At 71.0% G+C, this 20,419-nt stretch carries 26 protein-coding genes and 2 pseudogenes; 14 read left to right on the top strand and 14 right to left on the bottom strand.

The features are described 5' to 3' along the window. Positions 1-30 precede the first annotated feature (30 nt). The 4 genes and pseudogenes from KOI35_RS13100 to KOI35_RS48890 form a co-directional block, all read left to right on the top strand. On the top strand, positions 31-321 hold the full coding sequence (locus tag KOI35_RS13100) for a hypothetical protein (RefSeq protein ID WP_215787055.1): 291 nt from the start codon (positions 31-33) through the stop codon (positions 319-321). 593 nt (positions 322-914) lie between these two features. Beyond that, entirely contained in the window at positions 915-1,295 is a 381-nt protein-coding gene (locus tag KOI35_RS13105; protein WP_215787057.1) for a hypothetical protein, read from the top strand. Beyond that, a complete protein-coding gene (locus KOI35_RS13110; protein ID WP_215787059.1) occupies positions 1,295-1,483 on the top strand; it encodes a helix-turn-helix transcriptional regulator in 189 nt (62 codons plus the stop codon). Before KOI35_RS13105 ends, KOI35_RS13110 begins: the two co-directional genes overlap by 1 nt. Positions 1,484-1,767: 284 nt before the next feature. Next, positions 1,768-1,857: pseudogene (locus tag KOI35_RS48890) on the top strand (hypothetical protein); the annotation flags it as partial. Here the strand turns inward: KOI35_RS48890 and KOI35_RS13115 are convergent. Beyond that, positions 1,848-2,045: a hypothetical protein gene (locus tag KOI35_RS13115; RefSeq protein WP_215788049.1), complete on the bottom strand. Its 198-nt coding sequence runs from the start codon at positions 2,043-2,045 to the stop codon at positions 1,848-1,850. The pseudogene KOI35_RS48890 and the gene KOI35_RS13115 sit on opposite strands and share 10 nt — an antisense overlap. Between KOI35_RS13115 and KOI35_RS13120 the strand changes: the two are divergent. Next, positions 1,971-2,144, top strand: a pseudogene (locus tag KOI35_RS13120) (transposase); the annotation flags it as partial. The gene KOI35_RS13115 and the pseudogene KOI35_RS13120 sit on opposite strands and share 75 nt — an antisense overlap. A gap of 104 nt (positions 2,145-2,248) precedes the next feature. On the opposite strand, the gene KOI35_RS13125 reads toward KOI35_RS13120, so the two are convergent. The 3 genes from KOI35_RS13125 to hpt all read right to left on the bottom strand — a co-directional run bounded on the left by KOI35_RS13125 (position 2,249) and on the right by hpt (position 4,787). Beyond that, a complete protein-coding gene (locus KOI35_RS13125; protein ID WP_215787061.1) occupies positions 2,249-3,043 on the bottom strand; it encodes a GntR family transcriptional regulator in 795 nt (264 codons plus the stop codon). A 252-nt stretch (positions 3,044-3,295) separates the two neighbouring features. Beyond that, positions 3,296-4,165 carry a PAC2 family protein gene (locus KOI35_RS13130; RefSeq protein ID WP_215787063.1) on the bottom strand — a complete coding sequence of 290 codons (870 nt, stop codon included), beginning with the start codon at positions 4,163-4,165 and terminating at the stop codon, positions 3,296-3,298. An 88-nt stretch (positions 4,166-4,253) separates the two neighbouring features. Further along, positions 4,254-4,787: a hypoxanthine phosphoribosyltransferase gene (hpt, locus tag KOI35_RS13135; RefSeq protein WP_308120939.1), complete on the bottom strand. Its 534-nt coding sequence runs from the start codon at positions 4,785-4,787 to the stop codon at positions 4,254-4,256. 185 nt (positions 4,788-4,972) lie between these two features. On the opposite strand from hpt, the gene KOI35_RS13140 reads away from it, so the two are divergent. Next, a complete protein-coding gene (locus tag KOI35_RS13140) occupies positions 4,973-5,797 on the top strand; it encodes a CDP-alcohol phosphatidyltransferase family protein (RefSeq protein WP_215787067.1) in 825 nt (274 codons plus the stop codon). 3 nt (positions 5,798-5,800) lie between these two features. Here the strand turns inward: KOI35_RS13140 and KOI35_RS13145 are convergent, their stop codons facing one another. Then, complete coding sequence (locus tag KOI35_RS13145) at positions 5,801-6,259, bottom strand: GNAT family N-acetyltransferase (RefSeq protein ID WP_215787070.1); 459 nt, start codon at positions 6,257-6,259, stop codon at positions 5,801-5,803. A 48-nt stretch (positions 6,260-6,307) separates the two neighbouring features. Here KOI35_RS13145 and KOI35_RS13150 point away from each other — a divergent pair, with 48 nt between their 5' ends. The 4 genes from KOI35_RS13150 to KOI35_RS13165 all read left to right on the top strand — a co-directional run bounded on the left by KOI35_RS13150 (position 6,308) and on the right by KOI35_RS13165 (position 9,751). Continuing rightward, the gene (locus tag KOI35_RS13150; RefSeq protein WP_215787072.1) at positions 6,308-6,859 is read left to right on the top strand and encodes a hypothetical protein; all 552 of its coding nucleotides are present in this window, start codon (positions 6,308-6,310) and stop codon (positions 6,857-6,859) included. Positions 6,860-7,353: 494 nt separating this feature from the next. Then, positions 7,354-8,226 (top strand): AraC family transcriptional regulator, encoded by an 873-nt coding sequence (locus KOI35_RS13155; RefSeq protein ID WP_215787073.1) that lies wholly within the window; start codon positions 7,354-7,356, stop codon positions 8,224-8,226. Positions 8,227-8,236: 10 nt separating this feature from the next. Next, positions 8,237-8,953 carry an SDR family NAD(P)-dependent oxidoreductase gene (locus KOI35_RS13160; protein ID WP_215787075.1) on the top strand — a complete coding sequence of 239 codons (717 nt, stop codon included), beginning with the start codon at positions 8,237-8,239 and terminating at the stop codon, positions 8,951-8,953. 9 nt (positions 8,954-8,962) lie between these two features. Next, on the top strand, positions 8,963-9,751 hold the full coding sequence (locus tag KOI35_RS13165; RefSeq protein WP_215787077.1) for a hypothetical protein: 789 nt from the start codon (positions 8,963-8,965) through the stop codon (positions 9,749-9,751). Here the strand turns inward: KOI35_RS13165 and KOI35_RS13170 are convergent. Together KOI35_RS13170 and KOI35_RS13175 are read right to left on the bottom strand one after the other, a co-directional pair. After that, positions 9,744-10,013 (bottom strand): YggT family protein, encoded by a 270-nt coding sequence (locus KOI35_RS13170; protein ID WP_215787078.1) that lies wholly within the window; start codon positions 10,011-10,013, stop codon positions 9,744-9,746. The genes KOI35_RS13165 and KOI35_RS13170 overlap by 8 nt on opposite strands. A 49-nt stretch (positions 10,014-10,062) precedes the next feature. Next, positions 10,063-10,521 carry a MarR family winged helix-turn-helix transcriptional regulator gene (locus KOI35_RS13175; RefSeq protein ID WP_215787080.1) on the bottom strand — a complete coding sequence of 153 codons (459 nt, stop codon included), beginning with the start codon at positions 10,519-10,521 and terminating at the stop codon, positions 10,063-10,065. Between the two features lie 55 nt (positions 10,522-10,576). Here KOI35_RS13175 and KOI35_RS13180 point away from each other — a divergent pair, with 55 nt between their 5' ends. Further along, positions 10,577-11,551, top strand: a complete 975-nt coding sequence (locus KOI35_RS13180; protein ID WP_215787082.1) for an alcohol dehydrogenase catalytic domain-containing protein — start codon at positions 10,577-10,579, stop codon at positions 11,549-11,551. Here KOI35_RS13180 and KOI35_RS13185 read toward each other — a convergent pair. Continuing rightward, positions 11,545-11,964: a BLUF domain-containing protein gene (locus KOI35_RS13185; RefSeq protein WP_215787084.1), complete on the bottom strand. Its 420-nt coding sequence runs from the start codon at positions 11,962-11,964 to the stop codon at positions 11,545-11,547. The genes KOI35_RS13180 and KOI35_RS13185 overlap by 7 nt on opposite strands. A 9-nt stretch (positions 11,965-11,973) precedes the next feature. Beyond that, positions 11,974-12,669, bottom strand: coding sequence for a YqjF family protein (locus KOI35_RS13190; protein WP_215787944.1), 696 nt, complete (start codon positions 12,667-12,669; stop codon positions 11,974-11,976). A 176-nt stretch (positions 12,670-12,845) separates the two neighbouring features. Here KOI35_RS13190 and KOI35_RS13195 point away from each other — a divergent pair, with 176 nt between their 5' ends. Beyond that, positions 12,846-13,502: an HAD family hydrolase gene (locus KOI35_RS13195; protein WP_308120941.1), complete on the top strand. Its 657-nt coding sequence runs from the start codon at positions 12,846-12,848 to the stop codon at positions 13,500-13,502. A 3-nt stretch (positions 13,503-13,505) separates the two neighbouring features. Here KOI35_RS13195 and KOI35_RS13200 read toward each other — a convergent pair whose 3' ends face one another. The 3 genes from KOI35_RS13200 to KOI35_RS13210 all read right to left on the bottom strand — a co-directional run bounded on the left by KOI35_RS13200 (position 13,506) and on the right by KOI35_RS13210 (position 15,016). Further along, on the bottom strand, positions 13,506-13,646 hold the full coding sequence (locus KOI35_RS13200) for a hypothetical protein (protein ID WP_215787085.1): 141 nt from the start codon (positions 13,644-13,646) through the stop codon (positions 13,506-13,508). A 13-nt stretch (positions 13,647-13,659) separates the two neighbouring features. Then, on the bottom strand, positions 13,660-14,451 hold the full coding sequence (locus KOI35_RS13205; RefSeq protein ID WP_215787087.1) for a DUF4097 family beta strand repeat-containing protein: 792 nt from the start codon (positions 14,449-14,451) through the stop codon (positions 13,660-13,662). Between the two features lie 73 nt (positions 14,452-14,524). Beyond that, positions 14,525-15,016 carry a hypothetical protein gene (locus tag KOI35_RS13210; RefSeq protein ID WP_215787089.1) on the bottom strand — a complete coding sequence of 164 codons (492 nt, stop codon included), beginning with the start codon at positions 15,014-15,016 and terminating at the stop codon, positions 14,525-14,527. Positions 15,017-15,224: 208 nt separating this feature from the next. Between KOI35_RS13210 and KOI35_RS13215 the strand changes: the two genes are divergently transcribed. Next, complete coding sequence (locus KOI35_RS13215) at positions 15,225-15,959, top strand: ABC transporter ATP-binding protein (protein ID WP_215787091.1); 735 nt, start codon at positions 15,225-15,227, stop codon at positions 15,957-15,959. After that, positions 15,959-18,487, top strand: a complete 2,529-nt coding sequence (locus KOI35_RS13220; protein ID WP_215787093.1) for an ABC transporter permease — start codon at positions 15,959-15,961, stop codon at positions 18,485-18,487. Before KOI35_RS13215 ends, KOI35_RS13220 begins: the two co-directional genes overlap by 1 nt. 16 nt (positions 18,488-18,503) lie before the next feature. Here KOI35_RS13220 and KOI35_RS13225 read toward each other — a convergent pair whose 3' ends face one another. Both KOI35_RS13225 and KOI35_RS13230 read right to left on the bottom strand, forming a co-directional pair. Beyond that, a complete protein-coding gene (locus tag KOI35_RS13225; protein WP_215787095.1) occupies positions 18,504-19,190 on the bottom strand; it encodes a LuxR C-terminal-related transcriptional regulator in 687 nt (228 codons plus the stop codon). A 170-nt stretch (positions 19,191-19,360) separates the two neighbouring features. Then, entirely contained in the window at positions 19,361-20,359 is a 999-nt protein-coding gene (locus KOI35_RS13230) for a RecB family exonuclease (protein ID WP_215787096.1), read from the bottom strand. Between the last annotated feature and the right edge of the window lie 60 nt (positions 20,360-20,419).

Raw genomic sequence — 20,419 nt, forward strand, 5'->3', positions numbered from 1 at the left:
AGGTCCTACTTTCGTCCGAAAGGAAATATCATGCGTCGTCGTCCGATGATGTACCTCGCCGGCCTGCTGCTGGCTTCCGGCGCGAGCCTCGCCCTTGCGGGTCCCGCCCAGGCTGCCGTGTCGCACGAGGGTGCCTCGTCGAAGTCCTCGCACTACTGGTGCGACGAGGACGACTACTACGGCTACAACCACCACCACCGTCGTCACCACCACCGTCACGGTGGCGGCTACGACTTCTACAACAACGGTGGCAGCTTCTACAGCTACACCTCGAACAACGGCATCCTGAACGGCAACAGCATCGATGTCGACCTTTTCTGAGTTTGTCGTAGCGGGAGGGCTGTTCCCCAGCCCTCCCTCGTGAACAGTCGACCCGAGGAGCCACCGGCCCCTCGGGTCTTCCGTTTTCCTGCGCCGGGAACCATGAATGGTGGTGCCCGCGTTCGTGCCCGTTCCGCGGACATCCAGGCAGGCAGTTCCTCTCCAGGGGCGCGAAGGTTCGGAACGCGTAGCGGCCGTCGCCGCGGGTCAGTCGCTCCCCGCTCTGCGCGGCGCCGCCGTTGCATGCCCTCAGCGGCACGGCCGCCCCGGAACAGTTCCGTCCTCTTGAACGCGTTGAAGCTGGCCGGCCAGTAGGGGCCGAACGGATAGTCCGCCGGGCAGTCCGGATTGGACGACGCCGACTCCGCGCCCGCCGTCGCCTCTGGTGCCACAGACTGCCGCGGTGTGGCTGACGCCGCGGTTGCCGGCGCCCCCGTGAGTCTCGTTTCTCTCGCATGGTTCCCCGTTTCTCGCCGGTTGAGCGGGAACGGGGCGAGATCGTCCCCGGTGGACCTTGCGCTGGTCTTCCGCTTGCTGTGACAAGCACGCTTGACATAATGGCAAGGGAGCTTGACGATTGGGGTATGGCTGACATGACGAGAAAGGAATCGACGGCGGTCTGGGCGGGCAGCGGAGTCTGGCTGGCCGGGATGATCGCGGCGATCGTGCTGACCGTCGCGGTCGAGCGCCCGTACGGCTGGCTGGTCACCGTTGTGGCCGTGCTGGCGGTGATCGGGCTGATGGCGTCCGCGTTCGTGATCGGACGGTCCGCGATGCGCCGCGAGGGCGTCGAGCGGACGGCCGGCCTGGAAGCATCGGCCCTGGCCTTCTGGGCCACGATCGGGGCCACGCTGACCTGGACCATGGTGGACGCGTTCGCCGACGTGCCGGCCCTACGCGGGCCGTGGGTGCTGATGTTCGCGCTGTTCGCGTGGACCGTGGCGTGGGCGAGCCGGATGGAGAGGTATCGCTGATGCGCAACCGCCTGCGCGTCCTGCGGGCCGAGCGGCGCTGGACCCAGGAAACCCTGGCATCGCGGCTGGGCGTCTCCCGTCAGACGATCAACTCGATCGAGAACGGCAAGTACGACCCGAGCCTGACCGTCGCGTTCGCCTTGGCCGCTGCGTTCGAATGCCACATCGAGGACATTTTCACGCCGTGATCTTCGGAGCAGCCGCCGCCTCCCCGCCTACCTCAGGTTCACGGGATCGTCGCAACACCTGAGTTCAACAAGGGGTTGACAGGGCGTTCGAGGGTTCCGATCAGAGCTGGATCAACGGGTTGAGCAAGGCCGAGCAGCGGTAAGCATATTTAGATCTTGTGGCGCGAGGAGTAGGGACGGCGGCGTGCCGTCAGGTCGGGGTGGATCGCCGGACCGGTTATGAGTGGCGGCATCCGGACTCGCGGGCGGCGCGTAACGCCAAGCAGCGGGCCCAGGAGAACGCTGTGCGGGCGAGTGTCTCGGCCCGGTTCCTGTCACTCGACGAGCGGATCCTGATCGCGGACCGGTTGCTGGCCAAACATTCTCAGACCGCGATCGCGGCGGAGCTGGGCCGGTCGAAGTCCACGATCAGCCGCGAGATCCGCCGCAACGCGCATCCGGTGGCTACCGGCCGCATGCGGCGCAGCACCGCGCCGAGGCCCGCCGGCAACGCGGAACAAACGAAAACACGAACGGCCTGCTGCGCCAGTACTTCCCGAAAGGCACCGACCTCGCCGCCCACGACCCCGACCATCTGGCCGCGGTCGCCGCTGAACTCAACGGACGGCCCCGGATGACCCTCGGCTGGGACAGCCCCGCGGAACGTCTGGCTAAGCTCCTGGGACACCGACCGTGTTGCAACGACCCCCTGAAACCACCCACCCAGGGAAATGCGGGAAGACTACGCGCCTGTCAAGCCGGAGCAGCGCCGTCGTCCACAGGCTTCTATGCGAGGGCGAGGCCCGGGTCGGAGTCGGGGGTCTGCGGGGTGGGGGCCGGGATCTTGTACTCCTCGGTCAGCGTCGTCATCGGGCCGGGCCAGGTGGCCTGGGCCACCTCGATCGGCTTGCGGCTCTCGTCGAACGCTACGTGCAGCAGGTGCAGCACCGGGGTGTCCGGGCGGATCTGCAGGATCTCGGCCTCATCCCGGCTCGGCTGGCGGGCGCTGATGGTGTCGGTGGCCGACGCGTAGCGTTTGCCGAGCACCTCCTCGGCCTCCTGGTAGAGCGGCCGGCCGAACGCCTCGGCCCGCTCCAGGGTGGTGCCGCTCGCGTCGGTGACCCGGAACCATGATGCGCCCAGCTCGACGGTGGCGTCGTCGGCCTTGACCAGGTGGCGGCGGACCAGCATCTCGGTGCCGTCGCGCACGCCGAACGCGTCGGCGACCTCGGGCGGGGCGGGTTCCCGGCGGACCGCGACCAGCTGCTGGCGATAGCGGGCGGCGAGGTCGGCGTGGTAGCCGCGGTGGGCGCCGTAGCGGCCGCGGGACAGTCGGTTGAGGCGACGGCGGGTGCCGCGGACGTACGTACCGGAGCCGGGTTTGGTGATCAGGATCCCCTCGACCCGGAGCTGGTCGACGGTGCGCTGGACGGTCTGCTTGGCCACCCCGAACATCTCGGCCATGGCGGGGATCGACGGCAGGCGCTCGCCGGGCTGCCAGTCGCCCCGGCGGATCCGCTCGCGCAGCTGGGCGGCGATCTGGCGGTGCGGGAACTCGGCCGCCCCAGGATTGATCGTCATCACGACCTCCTCAAGACTAGGTTCCTAGGATGCCGTACGCGGTGTGGGGCGGGCCGCCGACACGCCGGAGCACAGCCACGCCGGAGCACAGCCGCGCCGACACGCAGCCACGCCGGAGCGCCGGCACGCGGCACAGTGCGGCGACACGCGGCGCGGCGGGTGCCGACACGGGCAGGCGGCGCACGGCGGGGGCTGGGCAGCAGAAAGCCCGGCCTCACCGCGTACGGGAAACCGGGCCTTTGACTGCGGGTCTTACCAGGAGCCCGCGGTGGGGCCGGCCGAACCGCCGCGACGGCGCAGGTACTTCTCGAACTCGCTGGCGATCTCGTCGCCGGTGAGCGGCTGGATGCCCTCGTCGCCCACCCGTTCCTCCAGTTCGCGCACGTATTCGCCCAGCTCGGCGTCCTGCTCGGCGGCGGCCCGGACCCGCTTCTCCCACTCGTCGGCCTCCTCCGCCAGGTCGGCGAGGGGTACCGGCAGGTCGAGCACATCTTCCAGGCGGCTCAGCAGGGCCAGCGTCGCCTTGGGGCAGGGCGGGTTGTTGGCGTAGTGCGGCACGTGCACCCAGAACGACAGCGCGTCGAGGTCGGCCCGGCCGGCCGCCTCGTGCAGCACCCCGACGATGCCGGTGGGGCCGTCGTAGCGGGTGGGGACCACGTTGTATTTCTCGCTCGCCTCGCGGTCGCTGGCCGAGCCGCTGATCGGCAGGGGCCGGGTGTAGGGCACGTCGGCCAGCAGCGCGCCCAGCAGCACGATCCGGGTCACCTCGAGGCTGTGGCAGACCTCGAGGACCTGCTCGCAGAAGGTGCGCCAGCGCATGCTGGGCTCGATGCCGCGGATCAGCACGACGTCGCGGTCGGCGCCGGGCGGGCTGGCCACGGTGAACCGGGTGGTCGGCCACTCGATCTTGCGGGTCTCGCCCTCGGCCATCGTCACCGTAGGCCGGCTGACCTGGAAGTCGTAGAAGTCCTCCGGGTCGATGGTCGAGATCTCGCGGGCCTGCCACACCTGCTCGAGATGCTCCACGGCCGCGGTCGATGCGTCCGCTGCGTCGTTCCAGCCCTCGAATGCCGCAATGGCCACGGGGGATCGGAGCAGCGGGAGGCCGTCGAACTCAGTCATGCTGACAGCCTACGTGCGCCCCGCGCACACCACCGGGCGGCCGCGCCGCGCCTGGCTTCGCGTCGCCATCAATGCCCCGCAAACCGGGTCAAAAGTGGCTGGGCGACAGGACGGCGGCGCATCGGAGATTGCGGTAGCGGCCGAGGTGGTCCAGGCCGTAGCCGACGATCAGGCCGGATCCGACCTCGAAACCGACGTACGTGGGGGTGTCGGCGAACCGGGCCGTCTCGGGTTTGCGCAGCAGGGCGCACACGGCGATCGAGGCCGGTTCGCGCTGGGCCAGGTTGGCGATCAGCCACGACATGGTGAGCCCGGTGTCGATGACGCCGTCGACGATCAGCACGTCGCGTCCGGCGATGTCGATATCGAGATCCTTGAGCAGGCGGACGGAGCCGGAGGCGCGGTTGCGGGTGCTGTAGGACTTGACGGCCATCCAGCCGATTTCGAGCATTCCCGCGTACGCGCGAGCCAGGTCGACGGTGAACGTAGCCGCCCCGCCGAGCACGCCGACCAGCACAGGTGTCCGGTCTCCGTAGACCTCGTGCAGTTCGGCGGCGAGCGTGCCGACCCGGGTCAGGATCTGCTCCTCGGTCAGGAGCACCTGTTCGAGATCGTCCGCCACGTCGGCAGCGTCCACTGTGCTTCCCCTCGGTCTCTTTCGGCTGGATCTCCGGAAAGTTAACGGCAGGTGACGGAAAAAGCCCCCGATTTCCGACACGCCCCGGGTCCTCTTTCCGCGTCGTTCAAGTTCTAGTAAGGTCCGCGCGGTCGATCGTTCATGTTTCGGGTTTCCCAGGAGTCACGGCTATGGCGCAGCGGTATCCCCTCGCAGAGATCCGCGAACGCACGTACAAGAGCAAGGATGCCTGGTGGACGGTGGGTCTGGTCGACCCGCTGGCGTCCCGCCTGGTCCAGCTCGTGTCGCCGTGGCGTTCCGTGACTCCCAACCGGCTGACCCTCCTGGCGTTCGTGGTCGGTCTCGGCAGCGCCTACAGCTTCTGGCGGGCCGGCTATCCGTGGCTGCTGCTCGGGGCCCTGCTGTTCCACCTCAGCTTCGTCCTGGACTGCATGGACGGCAAGATCGCCCGGCTGAACGGGACGGGCTCGGCCTTCGGGTCGTGGCTCGACTACGTGCTCGACCGGCTGCGGGTGGCGGTGTGCGCGGTCGGCCTGTTCGGCGGTCAGTACGTCGCGACCGGCAACCTGGCCTACATCTGGCTCGGCGCGGTGGTCGTCTTCCTCGACATGTTCCGCTACCTGAACGCGCTGCAGATGGGCAAGGTCCGGGCCGACCTCGGTCAGGGCGGCCCGATCATGACGGACGAGGACTCGGACACCGGCCCGGTCGTGGTCACCAGCCCGCCGCCCGGGGCGAGCGTGTCGCCGGTGTGGCGGCTGCGCGACTTCCTGGTGCGCCACCGGATCCGGCCGCACCTGTTCAGCGGCATCGAGTTCATGATGTTCGTGTTCATCATCGGGCCGGTCAGTGCGCTCATCATCCCGGTCGGTGTGGCGTCGTCGGTGCTGATGGTCGCGTTCGAGTTGCTGCTGATCCTGCGGCTCTACGCGTACGCGAAGCGCAAGTCGGCCGCCGTCGCCGCGGTCCCGGCGCAGGTGCCCGCCGTCGTCTGAGTATCAGAGCGTGCTGTCCATCACGGTGACCTCGGGGAGCGCGGTGAACCCGCCGCGCGCGTAGAGCTCGATGGCCCGGACGTTGGCCGACTCGGTCTGCAGTGAGAGCCGGTGGGCGCCGTTGGCCCGGGCGTCGTCGGCCACCACCTCGAGCATCTCGCGTGCCACCCCGCGGCGGCGGGCGGCCGGGCGGACGTAGAGGTCGCGGACCAGCCACACCGTGCGGAGGGTGAGGGCGGCCGGGACCACCGCGACCGTACAGACGCCGTCGGTGACTCCGTCCTGCGCGCCGCAGGCCAGGTAGACGCGGGCCCGGGCGGCGTCGATCTGCTCGCGCAGCCACGTCGCGACCGCCTCCGGAGCCGGGTTGGCGCCGTAGTGCTGGCGATAGTCGTCGAGGAGCCGGGCCGCAGCGTCCCAGTTCCCAGGCTCGGCGTCGTCCCCCAACCGCGTCACGGTCACCCGCCCATAATCCTCCTATCTGCTGATAAAAAGGGCATAATTGGAGCTGTGGCGCACATCGATGAGGTCCTCGGACCGGATGACGACACGATCACCTTCCGGCAGTCCCGGGCGAACGTCTACGTCACGATGCTCTGGGTGATCGCCGCCGTCTGGATCACCACCCTGGCCCTGTTCACGGCACTGCGGGTCGCCCTCGGCGACACCCCGTCGGCCGGCGACCTGGTGCTCTACCTCGAGCTGGGCCTGATCGTCCCGGTCGTGACGGCCGCGGTGATCCTGCTCGCGGCCTGGAACCGCCTGGGCTGGCTGCACAGCTCGATGCGCGGCCTCGACTTCGCGGCCACCGGGAGGCGCCCGGTGCACGTGCCGTGGGCGGGCATCCACGAGGTGGCGTTGCGCTACCGGGGCCCGTTCACCGAACTCATCATCACCCCGGTCGACGCCGACTTCGCCGAGCCCGGCGACGGACCGGGCCGGGCCCCACGGATGCGCCGCCGTTCCGGCCGGACGGCCTACCTGGTCGATGTGGGCCTGATGTCCCCGGCCCCCGAGGTCCTGCTGGCCGAGCTGCACCGCCGCCTGCCCACCAAGGTCTGACCGAGCCCGGCACTGGACCGGCCGATTTCGCGGGGGTCCGACCGGCGGTCTGACCCCAAGGCCCACGCCCGCGCCGACTGCCGGGGCCGTTCGCCGGCCACGCTCATCACGCGCGGTCCGCGACGCGCGGCCTGGCGGGGTCGGTCGGCCGCGCAGCCGGCCCGCGTCGGCGACAAGGAGCACTCCTCACGCACGAACCGCCGGGCCCGGCGCAGAAGACGGATCTTCGCGACGATCCCCGAACCTGGCGACCAGATCACCGACCGGAAACGCCGCGGCCCGCGCGGCGAACGACCCTGATACCTACTGGCATCGCCACCAGGAGGCAGAGACACCGTCCCGAACCGGCAACCACAGACGTTGGACCGGCTACACCGTGCTCAACGAGAACCGGACCTGCTCGAGCGTCAGTCGGTCCGGCCGCGGTCTCCGATGGCGGTGTCCGGTCGGGTGGCGCTTGACCGGGGCCGATGTGGGCGGTGACCCTGGCGGGCATGGGGGCGCAGATTCACTCCGTGCCGGCGGTGATCTCGGCCGCGCCGTGTGAGGTGGCGGTGCGGGCGGCGCGGCCCGGGCTGAGGCCGTACGTCGTCGGGTATTCGGGGTTCCGGGCCTGGGGTGGGCGGCCGATCGCGCATCTGGTGCTGCCGCTGGCGTACACGACCGTCGTGATCGACTTCGGGTTCTCGTCGGGGCTGGTCAATGGGCCCCGGGGCGTTGCGACCTCCGCGGGGGAGACGGTGTGGGGGCACGGGGTGAGCGTCGGGCTCACGCCGTGGGGGACGGCTGCTCTGTTCGGCGTTCCGGCGGGGGAGCTCGGGCCCGATCCCGTACGGATGGAGGCTCTGCTCGGGTCCGTTGCCACCGAACTCCCGGGGCGGCTCGAAGCTGCGGGCGACTGGTCCCGGCGGTTCGACCTCGTCGAGGACACGCTGGTGGGCTGGCTCGACCCGGCCCGCGTCGTTCCGGACCGGGCTGTGATGCGGGCGTGGCAGCGGCTGCAGGGGGCGGACCAGCCCCGGGTCGGGGTCCTCGCGGCCGAGTTGGGGGTGTCGCGGCGCCGGTTGGAGCGGGGGTTCCGGCAGCATCTCGGGCTGTCGCCGGCGACTGTGGGGCGGATCGCGCGCTTTCAGCGGGCGGTCGGGCGGCTGGCGTCGGGAGCGGGCCTGTCCGAGGCGGCGGCCGGGAGTGGCTACGTCGATCAGGCGCACCTGGCCCATGACACTCGCGCGATGGCGGGGCTGACGCCCACCGGGCTCGCGGGCCACCTGCGGACGCCGCCGATCATGGCCCAACCGCCGACGCCGATTGTGGCTCCGCCGGCGGCGTCGCATCGGTACAAGACGGGGGCCGCGCGGCGCGCCTAGCGTGCCGCGCATGACGTTGACGGGGAAGACCGCGCTGGTGACCGGCGGGTCGAAAGGGATCGGGCGGGCCGTCGTCGAGCTGCTGGCCGGGCAGGGGGCGACCGTCGTCTTCACCTACCGGCAGGACAAGACCGCGGCCGACGAGGTGTCACGTGCCTCGGGGGCGGTCGCGGTGCCGGCCGATCAGGCCGATCTGGACAGTCTGGATGCGATGTTCGAGCCGGTCCGGGACGGGCTCGACATTCTGGTCAACAACGTGGGCGCGGTGACGTCGGGGCCGATCGAGGGGCTGACACCGGACGAGTTCGACCGGGTGTTCGCGATCAACACGAAGTTTCCGCTGTTCGCCGTCCAGCGGGCGCTGCCGCTGCTGCGCGACGGCGGCCGGATCGTGAACATCTCGACGTTGAACACGTTGCTGCCGGCCGCCGGGCTGAGCCTCTACTGTGCCAGCAAGGGGGCGCTCGAGCAGCTCACCGTGGTGGCGTCGCGGGAGCTGGGCCCGCGTGGCATCACGGTGAACACCGTCTCGCCGGGCGCCACCGACACCGGCACGCTGCGGGCCGTGAACCCGCCCGAGGCGCTCGAGGGGGCCGCGCGGGCGACCGCTCTCGGGCGGCTCGGACAGCCCGCCGACGTAGCAGCGGTCGTCGGCTTCCTCGTCTCGGCGCAGGGCCGCTGGGTGACCGGGCAGAACGTCCGTGCGACCGGCGGCCTGTACGTGTAGAAAGCTCACGTGCAGATCGTCACGCGGGGGGACCGGCCGGATCTCGAGGCCGAGGCGTCGGAGACGTTCCGGGAGCGCTGGCCCGAGTTCATCTTCCACGACGCGGTGTCCAGGAAGTACATCGAGCGCGTCGGGCAGTACTTCGGGCGCTTCGACATCATGGCGCTGGACGACGACGGCCGGGTGATGGCCGGGGGCTGGGGCGTGCCGTTCGCGTGGGACGGCACCGTCGAGGATCTGCCCACCGGCTACGACGACGCTCTCACCCGGGCGGTCGAGGGTCACGAGGCCGGCGTCACGCCGACGACCCTGAGCTTCATGGCCGCCGCGGTCGGGTCCGCCTTTGACCGGCGGGGGCTGGCTACCGAGGTGCTGCGGGAGCTTTCCCTGCGGGCGTACGGGGAAGGCCTCTCGCATGTCATCGCTCCGCTGCGGCCCACCTGGAAGCACCGGTATCCGGACGTTCCGATGGCCGAGTACGCGACGTGGGCCCGCGCCGACGGCTTGTCGATCGACCCGTGGGTCCGGACCCACCAGCGGATGGGGGCGCGGATCCTCGGCCCGGCCCCGGCGTCGATGGTGATCGCCGGAACCGTGGCCGAGTGGCAGGAGTGGACCGGGATGGTGTTTCCGGTGACGCGCGACTACATCGTGCCGGAGGCCCTGAACCTGGTGCACGTCGACGTGCACCAGGACCGGGGTGTCTATGTCGAGGAGAACCTCTGGGTGCTCCACGCTCCTTGGACGAAGGCTGCTCCACGTTCCTTGGACGAAGGCTGCTCCACGCTCCTTAGATGAAGGCGCGGATGATCACGATGCCGAAGAAGACGATCAGGAAGGCGATGTCGATGCCGACGCCGCCGGCGCGCAGGGGCGGGATGACCCGGCGGACGGGGGCGAGGATGGGCTCGGTCACGGCGAAGACGCCGGACATCAGGCGGGCGCGGAAACCGCCGGCCGCCGCCGGGCCGGCCAGGACCGTGCTCCAGTCGAGCAGGGCCCGCGCCACGAGCAGCAGCTGCACCAGCAGCAGCAGAAAGTCGATGAGCGCGAGGACCACGAATACCTCCAGGTGACCGGGGTGGGACGACTCCTCTACTGTGCGTCGGTCAGCTGTGCGATTGCTGTACGCCCCCTGTGCTCAGGATGCGGGTCACGAGGTCGTGCATCTGCTGTTGCTCGGCGTCGGTCAGCACGCCGTCGAGCCGCTCGGCCACGGCCGCCTCATAGGTCACGGTGGCCGCGGTCCACACGGCTCGCCCGGCCGCGGTCAGCGCGATCAGGCTGGCCCGCCGGTCGCCGGGGTCGGGCGCGCGCTCGATCAGACCGGCCGCGCGGACCCGCTCGGCGAGCTTGCTGGCCCCGCCGACCGTGATGCGCATCTCCCGGGCCAGGTCGCCGACACGAAAAGCGACAGGAAAGGCGACGCCCCGGGCCAGCACGTCGAGCGCCTCGTACGACGCCAGCGGAAGGCCGTGCACGCGCTTGAGGCGGGCGTCGACGTGCTCCCAGAGCTCGATCTCGAGGCGTACGAGGTCGGTCAGCCAGCGCACCCGGCGGTCATCCATGCACCAAGATTACCTTCCGCGGAATTATATTCCATGGAATGTTGTTGGCCGGGGCATGAGAGCCATCGTGTTGAGTGAGCCCGGACCCGTCGAGAACCTGGAGATCCGGGAGCTGCCCCGGCCGGTGCCCGGACCGGGTCAGGTGCGCATCCGGATCGAGGCGTTCGGGATCAACCGGTCCGAGCTGCATCTGCGTCTCGGGTACGCCGAGGGGGCGAAGCTCCCGGTCGTGCCGGGGATCGAGGCGGTCGGTACGGTCGACGCCGCACCGGGCACCGACCTCGAACCCGGGCAGCAGGTGGCGACGCTGATGGGCGGGATGGGCCGCACCTTCGACGGCGGGTACGCCGAGTACACGGTCGTGCCGCGGGCCCAGGTGATCCCGTTCCGGTCGGCGCTGCCGTGGGCCACGATCGGCAGTGTTCCGGAGACCTTGCAGACCGCGTACGGGTCCCTGACCATCGGCCTCGACCTGAGAGCCGGGCAGACCCTGTTGATCCGCGGCGGCACCTCGGCCCTCGGCTACGCCACCGCCGCGCTGGCCCGCGAGACGGGCGCGACGGTGCTGGCCACCACCCGGCGACCGGAGCGGCTCGACGACCTCGCCCGGCACGGGGTCGACCATCCGATCCTCGACGACGGTGCGATCGCCGCGCGGGTGCGCGAGCTGGCCGGTGGCGGGGTGGACGCCGCCCTGGAGCTGGTCGGCACGCCGACGCTGCCGGACACGCTGGCCGCGACCCGGGTGCACGGCACGGTGTGCTTCGCCGGGATGCTGTCCAACCAGTGGACGATCCCGGACTTCTACCCGACCGGCTACCTGCCCAGCGGGGTGCGGCTGACCGGGTACAGCGGAGACGCCGGGTCGCTGCCTGCGGGCGTACTGCAGAACGCTCTGGACCGGATCGAGGCCGGCGAGCTCAGCCTGGGCCCGGTCACCGTCTATCCGTTCGACCGCATCCGAGACGTGCACCGGGACATCGAGGAGAACCGGGTCAGCGGCAAAGTGGTGGTGCTGACCGGTCAGTAGGCGTGGTGCAGGGTGCGCATCCGGTTCATGAGCCGGGTGGCCGTGTCGGCGTCCAGGGTCTCGGGCGTGAACTCGTAACCCGGCAGCACGTCGCGCAACGCCACCCGCAGATCCGGCGACGTGCTGTCGACCAGGCCCATCGACCAGTCCGGGAAGCCGCGCTCGGGGACCTCGCCGATTGAGATCAGGGCCACCTCGCAATGCCGCGGATCGTCGCTGATCGTGCGGAAGGTCCGGTTCACCTCGTCGGCGTCCCCCTCCAGGCACTGCAGGAAGTAGTCGCGGTTGAACAGCAGCACCCCGGTGATGTCGTGCTCCGCGTTGTTGCGCCGCGCCTGGTCCCGGATCTCGAAGATCCCGTTCGGCGGCAGGCTGTTCTTGCGGCTCCGGTAGATCAGCTGGGTGACGCTCATTTCCTCAGGCTAGGGCGCCCGCGGCGGCTCCGGGTGCGGCTTGCCGAAGGTGACCGGCACGCCCGGCGAATACAGGACGCTCACCGGCGGGGTGGTGGGCTGGGGAAGCCCGGCGGCGCCGATCAGGGTGTCGGAGAGCGAGAGCAGCTCGGCCCGGTGCAGGGCCCACGGGGGATGCTCGTTGGCCAGGTGGACGGTGCGGTCCCAGGCGCTGGTGTGCAGGCCCCAGCGGGCGGTGAGGAACTGCTCGAGCGGGGTCGGCTCGGCGATCGCGGCCCCGACCCGTACGGAAAAATCGCTCGTCGCCCCGCGCGGGCCGGGCCAACGGCGGCGGGACGTGTAGGTCAGCACGTCGCCGGTCCGGGTCAGGCGCATGCGGGCCCACATGTAGGGCAGGCGCAGCGAGAGCCGGGCGGTGAGAACCGGGATGAGCCGTTCGGCCTCGAGCGAGCGGAACACCACGCCGCGCCGGCCCGCGCCGTCGACGCTGTAGAGCCGCACGTTGGTCTCGCAGAAGTCGCCCAGGTAGGGCACGCCGGGCCCGCTCAGGAAGCCGACCCCCTCCATCCGGAAGCCGATCAGGCCGACGTAGGTGACGCCGTCGAGCGTGTCGGGGACGGTGCCCGGCGGCAGCAGCGGAGCGACGTCGGCCGGGTCGGCCGCCCAGTGCAGGAAGGCCAGGTCGGTCCAGCGTTGCACGAGCATCGACCGCCGTACGGGCCGTGGCGTGCGGAAGGTGACGGCCTCGGGTTTCACGGGGCCGAGCGTACGGGCCCGGGACAGTGATGGAGTTAACGGCCGTGCGAGACCGGTTCCGCGGGGGACAATGGGAGTCACGACTAGCTTGGAGGCTCATCCTGAACGCGCGACAACCCGCCGCGGTGCTCTTCGACATGGACGGCACGCTGGTCGACAGCGAGAAGGTCTGGGAGATCGCCCTGCACGAGCTGGCCGCGCGGGCGGGCGGCACGCTGTCCCCGGCGGCCCGGCACGCGATGATCGGCAGCAGCATGGCCACCAGCATGCGGATCCTGCGCGACGATCTCGGTCAGCCCGACCGGCCCGAGGAGCCCGATGTCGAGTGGCTCACCGACCGGGTGTTCGAGCTGTTCGGCGGGGGACTGGTGTGGCGTCCGGGGGCGCTCGAGCTGCTGCACGCCGTGCGGTTCGCCGGGCTGCCGACGGCCCTGGTCACGTCGACCGGCCGCAAGCTGGTCGAGGTCGCCCTCGACACCCTGGGCCGGGACAACTTCGACGTGGTGGTGTGCGGCGACGAGGTCAGCATGCCCAAGCCCGACCCGGAGCCCTACCGCACGGCGGCGGCCCTGCTGGGCGTGCCGATCGAGGACTGCGTCGCGATCGAGGACTCGCCGACCGGCGTCTCCAGCGCGCTCGCCTCGGGGGCGGCCGTGCTGGCCGTGCCGGCCGAGCTGGAACTGCCCGCGACCGACGGGGTCCACCTGCGCACCTCGCTGGTGGGTGTGGACCCCGCCTATCTGGCCGACCTGCTCATTCATCGCGGGCTGCTGCAGCCGTAGGCCCTAGCCCTCGCGGCGGCGCGGGTTGGGGGTCGGGCCGCGGCTCACCGGCCACTCCGGCGGGGTGAACCGGCCCGCACGCTTGCGCAGGGCGAGGCGGCGGCGGACGGACTTCTCGATACCGAAACCGTTGTCGGGCAGCATGTCAGTTGTCCTTTCAGGACGCGCGGTGGATGTGGATGTCGCCGCTGGCCGTACGGACCCGCAGCTCGATGTTCTCGCCCGTGGCGGCCGGGCTGTCGGGCGCCGGGTTGAGGTCGCTCGTGGTCCGGCCCGACGCGGTGTTCAGATCGAGCCAGATCCCGGTGCCGGCGGTGATGCCGACCTGGACGTCACCCGACGCCGTGCCGATCTCGCTGCGGCCCGACGTGAGGCGCCCGACGATGACGTCGCCCGACGCGGTGGAGGCCTGGATCGACCCGCCGACGGTGCCGACGGTCAGGTTGCCGCTGGCTGACTTCACCTTGGCGTCACCCTTGACGTCATCCAGGCGCACCTGACCCGAGGCGGTGTCGAGCTTCACCGAACCGCCGATCCGGCCGACGGTCAGGTCGCCGCTCGAGGAGTCGAGCGAGACGTTGCCGGTGGCCTCGCCGAGCTCGATGTCGGACGACGCGGCGTCGACCTTGACGTCGGACCAGACGCCGGCCGCCTGGATGTCGGCCGAGGCGGTCCGGGCGTGCAGCGCGCTCCCGATCGGCACGCGGGCGCTGATCGCCAGCTTGGCCGAGCGGCGCCAGATCCTCGAGTCGTGCGGCACCTCGATCAGCAGGCTGTCGCCCTCGAGGACGACCCGGGTCTTGTCGGCGGCTTCCCGGGAACTGTCCCGGTCGTCCATGGCGTCGATCGTGACCTGCACGTCGTCGCGTTCCTCGGCGTGGAGGGCCACGTTGCCGGAGTGGGTGCGCAGGGCGACGGTCACGGGGGTGGGGTGCTGGAACTCGTACATGGCAGGTCTCCTCGTAAATGGGCATGCGGATACGCTCGGCCCTCACGTAGGGGGAAGGTCAAGCCCGGGCCGGTCAGGCTTGGAAGAAGCCGCTGATCCGCTTGGAGCTGCGGCCGCCGGTCGGGAACGGGGGAGGGGCCGGCACGTTGACGGCCTGGGTCACCGCGCGGACCAGCCAGGCGTTGACCGAGATCCCCTCGGCGGCCGCGGTCTGCTCGACGTGGGTCTTGAGCGACTCGGGCATCCGCAGGGTGAGCCGGGTCAGGTCGCCGTCGGGGGCCGGCGGCGGCACGGGCGGGGCGGGCGGAACCGGCGGCTCGGCCGTGTGCTGGTTGACCACCAGGTCGGCGTCGCGGCCGCGCAGGCGCACCTCGACGCTCGCCCCGGGCAGCCGCGTGGTGATCTCGGCCGCCGCGTCGGACAGCGCCTCGAGCAGCGCCAGCCGGGCCGACGCCTCGAGCGAGTGCCCGAGCAGTTCGGCCGCGCGGACGGTCTCCGGGCCGGCCGGGGCCGCGGCGGCGGCGAGGTCGGCGCGGAGGCTTTCGAGGTACGGCGTCAGGTCCATGGCACAACTATGACGTCATTAGTGACGTCAGTCAAGCGTCACGGTGACATCTCAGGGTCCACCCTGAGAGTCCCCTGGGTGCTCCCCGTATGAAAATCTCCGCGTTCCCATACGTCGCTGGGCTGACGTCGCGCCCCCACGGCACCGGAACACTGAGCGTCACGGGCCGGCCGACGGGGGCGGCCCGCACGACTCAGGGGGCTATCTCATGACCGGGACGGCGGCACGCGCCGACGACGTGTGGAAGGTGTACGGCACCGAGGAGGCGCGCGTGGTCGCCCTCCGCGGAGTGAGCGCGGACTTCGCGCGCGGCAAGTTCACGGCCATCATGGGGCCGTCCGGCAGCGGCAAGTCGACCCTCATGCACTGCCTCGCGGGCCTCGACACGGTGACCCGCGGCAGCGTGCACATCGGCGGCACCGAGGTCACGGGTCTGAGCGACAAGGCGCTGACGCGGCTGCGCCGCGACCGGGTCGGCTTCATCTTCCAGCAGTTCAACCTGCTGCCGACGCTGACCGCGGCCGAGAACATCCGGCTGCCGCTCGACATCGCCGGCAAGAAGCCGGACCCGCAGTGGTGGGACACCGTGATCGGCACCGTCGGCCTCGGCGACCGGCTCGACCACCGGCCCAGCCAGCTCTCCGGCGGCCAGCAGCAGCGGGTGGCGTGCGCGCGGGCCCTGATGAGCCGGCCCGACGTCATCTTCGCCGACGAGCCGACCGGCAACCTCGACTCCAAGGCCGGCGCCGAGATCCTGTCGTTCCTGCGCAGCAGCGTGATGGAGCACGGGCAGACGATCGTCATGGTCACCCACGACCCGGTGGCCGCCAGCTACACCGACCGGGTCGTGTTCCTGGCCGACGGCAGCATCGTCTCCGAGCTCGAGAACCCGACGCCCGAGACGGTGCTCGAGGCGATGAAGGCCGGGGAGGTGCTGGTCTGATGCTGCGCGCGACGCTGAAGAGCCTGCTCAGCCGCAAACTGCGCCTGGTGCTCTCCGGTCTGGCCGTCGTGCTCGGCGTCATGTTCGTCGCCGGGGCGTTCGTCACGACGGACACGCTGGGCCGGACGTTCGACAAGCTGTTCGCCGAGGGCTACTCGCAGACCGACGTGGCCGTGATGGCCAAGCCCAAGGTGGCGGTGTCCGAGATGGAGGGTGAGCAGGTTCTCACCCCGCTGCCCGCCTCGCTGGTCGACCAGGTCGCCGCGGTGCCCGGGGTCGCGAAGGCCACCGGCGTGATCTCCGACGACGGGGCCCGGGTGATCGGCTCCGACGGCAAGGTGGTCACCAGCTACGGCCCGCCCCGGATCGGCATGAACTGGGTCGGCACCGACGACCTGATGCAGATGCGCCAGGGCCGCGGCCCGACCGCGGACAACGAGATCGCCGTCAACGAGGCGGTGGCCAAAGCGGCCGGCATCAAGGTCGGCGACCGGGTGGGCGTGCTCACCCAGCTTCCCAAGCAGACGTTCACGCTGGTCGGCGTGTGGGGCTACACCAACGACCGGGACAGCATCGGCGGCGTCCAGGAGGTCGCCTTCACGACCGCCCAGGCGCAGAAGTCGATGCTCAAGCAGCCGGGCGTGTTCACCCAGATCACCGTGCAGACCTCTTCAGGTCAAGAGCCTTCCCTCGTACGGGACCAGATCGCCGCTCGCCTCGGCACCGGTTACGACGTCAAGACCGGCGAACAGCTCGCCGCCGACAGTTCGGCCCAGTTCAAGGACGCGCTCGGCTTCTTCAACAACATCCTGCTCGGGTTTGCCGGCGTGGCCCTGTTCGTGGGCACCTTCCTGATCCTCAACACGTTCTCGATCATCGTCGCCCAGCGGACCCGGGAACTGGCCCTGATGCGGGCGCTCGGCGCCGGCCGCCGCCAGGTGATCGGCTCGGTGCTGGTCGAGGCGCTGGTGATCGGCGTGATCGCGGCCGTGCTCGGCCTCGGCGCGGGCGTCGGGGTGGGCGCGCTGCTGGTCACCCTGTTCGGCTCGATGAGCGGCGGTCTCGACCCGGCCCCGGTCGGTGTGCCCCTTGCGGCGATCCTGAGCTCGCTGATCGTCGGCATCCTGGTCACGGTCGTGGCGGCGGTGCTTCCGGCCGTACGGGCGTCGCGCATCTCGCCGATCGCCGCGATGCAGGACGTCGCCACCCCCGACCGGCCGCTCACCAAGGTGACCGTCACCGGCGGCGTCATCGGCGCGGCGGGCGCGGCCCTGCTCGGCGTGGGCCTCTACGGCTCCGGTTCGCTGTGGCTGATCCTGGCCGGCGTGCTCGTCGCGTTCGTCGGGGTCGCCCTGCTCACGCCGCTGATCAGCAAGCCGGTGGTGGCCGGGCTGGGCCGGCTGTTCTCGTGGTCGGTGCCCGGCCGGCTGGGCCGGCTCAACTCGGGCCGCAACCCGCGCCGCACCGCGATCACCGCGGCCGCCCTGATGGTCGGCATCGCGCTGGTCACCGGGGTCACGGTCGTGATCGGCTCGGTGAAGCAGAGCGTGGCCGCGACGGCCGAGGACACGGTCAAGGCCGAGATCGTCATCGGTGGCGACCAGAACGGCCCGCGGCCGCCGGTCTTCGACGACGCCGTCCTGGCCGGGACCGCCAGGATTCCCGGCGTACGGGCGGTGGCCGGCATCTGGAACGAACAGGTGCTCATCGACGGCGAGCGGTCGTACGTCACCGCCACCGACGACCTGGCCAAGCTGACCGAGGCGTTCGGCGGGACCAGCCTGCCGGCCCTCGAGGACGACCAGATCGCGGTCAGCACCGAACAGGCCACCGACCACGGCTGGGCCACCGGCACGGTCGTCAAGGTGCAGATGCCTCGCGGCGGCGAGCACAGCTACACGATCGTCACCACCTACGACGAGGAGAAGGTGCCCGGCAGCATCATGCTGCCGATGGCCGCGACCAGGGAGTTCGGCATCACCCAGCCGAGCTTCGGCTTCGTCCGGCTCGCCGACGGCGCCACCGTGGCCCAGGTGCTGCCGCAGGTGAAGGCGCTGGTGGCGGACAGCCCCGAGGTCAACGCGACCGACCGCAGCAGCTTCATCAACCAGCAGGTCGGCACCTTCGACACCGTCATCACGATGGTGCAGGTCCTGCTCGGCCTGGCCATCCTGATCGCCGTCCTCGGCGTGATCAACACGCTGGCCCTGTCGGTGCTGGAACGGACCCGCGAACTGGGCCTGCTGCGCGCCGTCGGCCTGGGCCGGGCCCAGACGATGCGGATGATCACCGTCGAGGCGGTGGTGATCTCGGTCTTCGGCGCGTTGCTGGGTGTCGTCGTGGGCTCCGGCCTGGGCGCGGCCGTGGTGCGGGCGCTGAAGGGCGAGGGCATCACCCAGCTGGTGCTGCCGTGGAGTCAGATGGGGCTCTATCTGGTGCTGGCCGCCATCGTCGGGGTGCTGGCGGCGGTGCTGCCGTCGATCAAGGCGGCCCGCCTGAACGTGCTGGCCGCGATCGCCCACGACTGACGGCCCGCCGGCCTGGTCAGGCTCCCGGCTTGACCAGGCCGGTCTCGTAGGCCAGGACCACGGCCTGGGTGCGGTCGCGCAGGCGCAGCTTGGTCAGCACGTGGCCCACGTGGGTCTTGATCGTCGTCTCGCTGACCTGCAGCGCGGCGGCGATCTCGGCGTTGGAGTGGCCGCGCGCCACGTGCACGAGAACCTCACGCTCGCGCTCGGTGAGAGCGTCGAGTTCGCCCTTCGTCTCCGGGGCGGGCAGGGCGTCGGCCACGCGGGCCAGAATGCGAGCGAGCACCAGGGGAGTGATGACCGCGCCGCCGGCCGCCACCGTCCGTACGGCCGTGGTCAGCTCCTCGGCCGGCGCGTTCTTGAGCAGGAACCCGGACGCCCCGGCGGCGATCGCGGCCAGCGCGTCCTCGTCGGTGCCGTGGTCGGTGATCAGCAGCACCCGCACCGGCAGGCCCGCGCCGGTGACCGCCCGGGCCACCCCCAGCCCGTCGACGCGGGGGAGCGCGAAGTCGGCGATCAGCACATCGGGCAGCAGCCGCCGGGCCAGGTCGGCGGCCTCGCCGCCGTCACCGGTCTCACCCGCCACCACGATCTCGGCCGCGCCCGCCGGGGGAGCCGCGGCGGTCAGGATCGCGCGCAGGCCGGAGCGTTGCATCGGCGCGGCGTCGGCGAGCAGCACACGGATCGGCCGCTGGTTGATCATCGAGTTCTCCGGAGCAGCCGCCGCCTCCCCCGCCCACCCAGGGACGGGGCGGACAGTAGCGGACTGTCAAGCGGGAAGCGGGCGTCGTCCACAGGAACGTTCAAGCGTCGCGTGTCGTCCACAGGGCCGCCAAGGTGCATGGCGTCACCCTAGGGGGTCATGTCAGTGGGTCACGCCAGGCGGTCGTCGTCGGCCGGGCCCACCGGGAACGGGACCTCGGTCGCGGCCGGGTAGGGCGGCGGGGTGCCGCCCTTGGCCGGGCACAGCGCCTGATGGCTGCACCAGCCGCACAGCCGGCTCGGCTTGGGCGGGAAGTTCTGCTCCCGCTTGGCCCGCTCGATCGCCTCGGACAGGGCGACCAGGGTGCGCTCGAAGCGCTCCAGCTCCTCGGCGTCGGGGCTGTAGTCGCAGACCTCGGCGTCTTTGAGATAGACCAGGCGCAGCACCCGGGGAACGACGCCACGGGTGCGCCACAGCACCAGCGCGTAGAACTTCAGCTGGAACAGCGCCCGGCCCTCGAACGCCTCGCGCGGGGCGCCGCCGGTCTTGTAGTCGACCACCCGCAGGTCGCCGCCGGGGGCCACGTCGAGGCGGTCGATGTAGCCGCGGATCATCAGCTCGTCGTCGACCAGGGTGGAGACCAGCGTCTCGCGCTCGGCGGGCTCGAGCCGACGTGGATCCTCGACCGCGAAATATCCGGGGAGCAGCGCCTGGGCGCTCGCGAGAAAAGCAGCGAGCCGGTCGGTCGAGACGGACAGATCGCCCCTCGCGTCAGCGTCGGCCGCCAGCGCCGCAGGATCTGGAACACCGCCCGCAGGATCTAGAACACCGCCCGAAGGTTCTAGAAGACTGGGCTGATCGGGGCTGGAAGTGGCGGCGGCGAAGATCTCGGCCAGCTCGGGCTCCTCGTCGAGCAGCCGCTGCCACGACGGGGCGACCAGGGCGGCCGCGGCCTCGGGCGTGCGCCCGGCGGCGGGCAGGTCGAACAGCGACTCGAGCACCGCGTGGACCAGGGTGCCCCGCACCTGGTCGGCCGTCGGCTGCTCGGGCAGGCGGTCGACCGTGCGGAAGCGGAACAGCAGCGGGCACGTCTTGAAGTCGGCCGCCCGCGACGGTGACAGCGAAGGCCCGGTGTGGGGCGCCTGGACTTCAGCGGGGGAGGCCGTCATGAGAAGAAGGCTAGGGCAGAGGTACGACAAACTGCTGAGAGGTCCTCTCAGGTCGCTTCC

Source organism: Paractinoplanes bogorensis, from assembly GCF_018829635.1.
In the GTDB taxonomy this organism is placed as follows: domain Bacteria; phylum Actinomycetota; class Actinomycetes; order Mycobacteriales; family Micromonosporaceae; genus Actinoplanes; species Actinoplanes bogorensis.

Coding starts and splice junctions, on each gene's coding strand:
- KOI35_RS13100 (WP_215787055.1), top strand. CDS start 31: ATGCGTCGTCGTCCGATGATGTACCTCGCCGGCCTGCTGCTGGCTTCC.
- KOI35_RS13105 (WP_215787057.1), top strand. CDS start 915: ATGACGAGAAAGGAATCGACGGCGGTCTGGGCGGGCAGCGGAGTCTGG.
- KOI35_RS13110 (WP_215787059.1), top strand. CDS start 1,295: ATGCGCAACCGCCTGCGCGTCCTGCGGGCCGAGCGGCGCTGGACCCAG.
- KOI35_RS13125 (WP_215787061.1), bottom strand. CDS start 3,043: ATGACGATCAATCCTGGGGCGGCCGAGTTCCCGCACCGCCAGATCGCC.
- KOI35_RS13130 (WP_215787063.1), bottom strand. CDS start 4,165: ATGACTGAGTTCGACGGCCTCCCGCTGCTCCGATCCCCCGTGGCCATT.
- KOI35_RS13140 (WP_215787067.1), top strand. CDS start 4,973: ATGGCGCAGCGGTATCCCCTCGCAGAGATCCGCGAACGCACGTACAAG.
- KOI35_RS13155 (WP_215787073.1), top strand. CDS start 7,354: ATGGGGGCGCAGATTCACTCCGTGCCGGCGGTGATCTCGGCCGCGCCG.
- KOI35_RS13160 (WP_215787075.1), top strand. CDS start 8,237: ATGACGTTGACGGGGAAGACCGCGCTGGTGACCGGCGGGTCGAAAGGG.
- KOI35_RS13175 (WP_215787080.1), bottom strand. CDS start 10,521: ATGGATGACCGCCGGGTGCGCTGGCTGACCGACCTCGTACGCCTCGAG.
- KOI35_RS13180 (WP_215787082.1), top strand. CDS start 10,577: ATGAGAGCCATCGTGTTGAGTGAGCCCGGACCCGTCGAGAACCTGGAG.
- KOI35_RS13185 (WP_215787084.1), bottom strand. CDS start 11,964: ATGAGCGTCACCCAGCTGATCTACCGGAGCCGCAAGAACAGCCTGCCG.
- KOI35_RS13190 (WP_215787944.1), bottom strand. CDS start 12,669: ATGCTCGTGCAACGCTGGACCGACCTGGCCTTCCTGCACTGGGCGGCC.
- KOI35_RS13200 (WP_215787085.1), bottom strand. CDS start 13,646: ATGCTGCCCGACAACGGTTTCGGTATCGAGAAGTCCGTCCGCCGCCGC.
- KOI35_RS13205 (WP_215787087.1), bottom strand. CDS start 14,451: ATGTACGAGTTCCAGCACCCCACCCCCGTGACCGTCGCCCTGCGCACC.
- KOI35_RS13210 (WP_215787089.1), bottom strand. CDS start 15,016: ATGGACCTGACGCCGTACCTCGAAAGCCTCCGCGCCGACCTCGCCGCC.
- KOI35_RS13215 (WP_215787091.1), top strand. CDS start 15,225: ATGACCGGGACGGCGGCACGCGCCGACGACGTGTGGAAGGTGTACGGC.
- KOI35_RS13220 (WP_215787093.1), top strand. CDS start 15,959: ATGCTGCGCGCGACGCTGAAGAGCCTGCTCAGCCGCAAACTGCGCCTG.
- KOI35_RS13225 (WP_215787095.1), bottom strand. CDS start 19,190: ATGATCAACCAGCGGCCGATCCGTGTGCTGCTCGCCGACGCCGCGCCG.
- KOI35_RS13230 (WP_215787096.1), bottom strand. CDS start 20,359: ATGACGGCCTCCCCCGCTGAAGTCCAGGCGCCCCACACCGGGCCTTCG.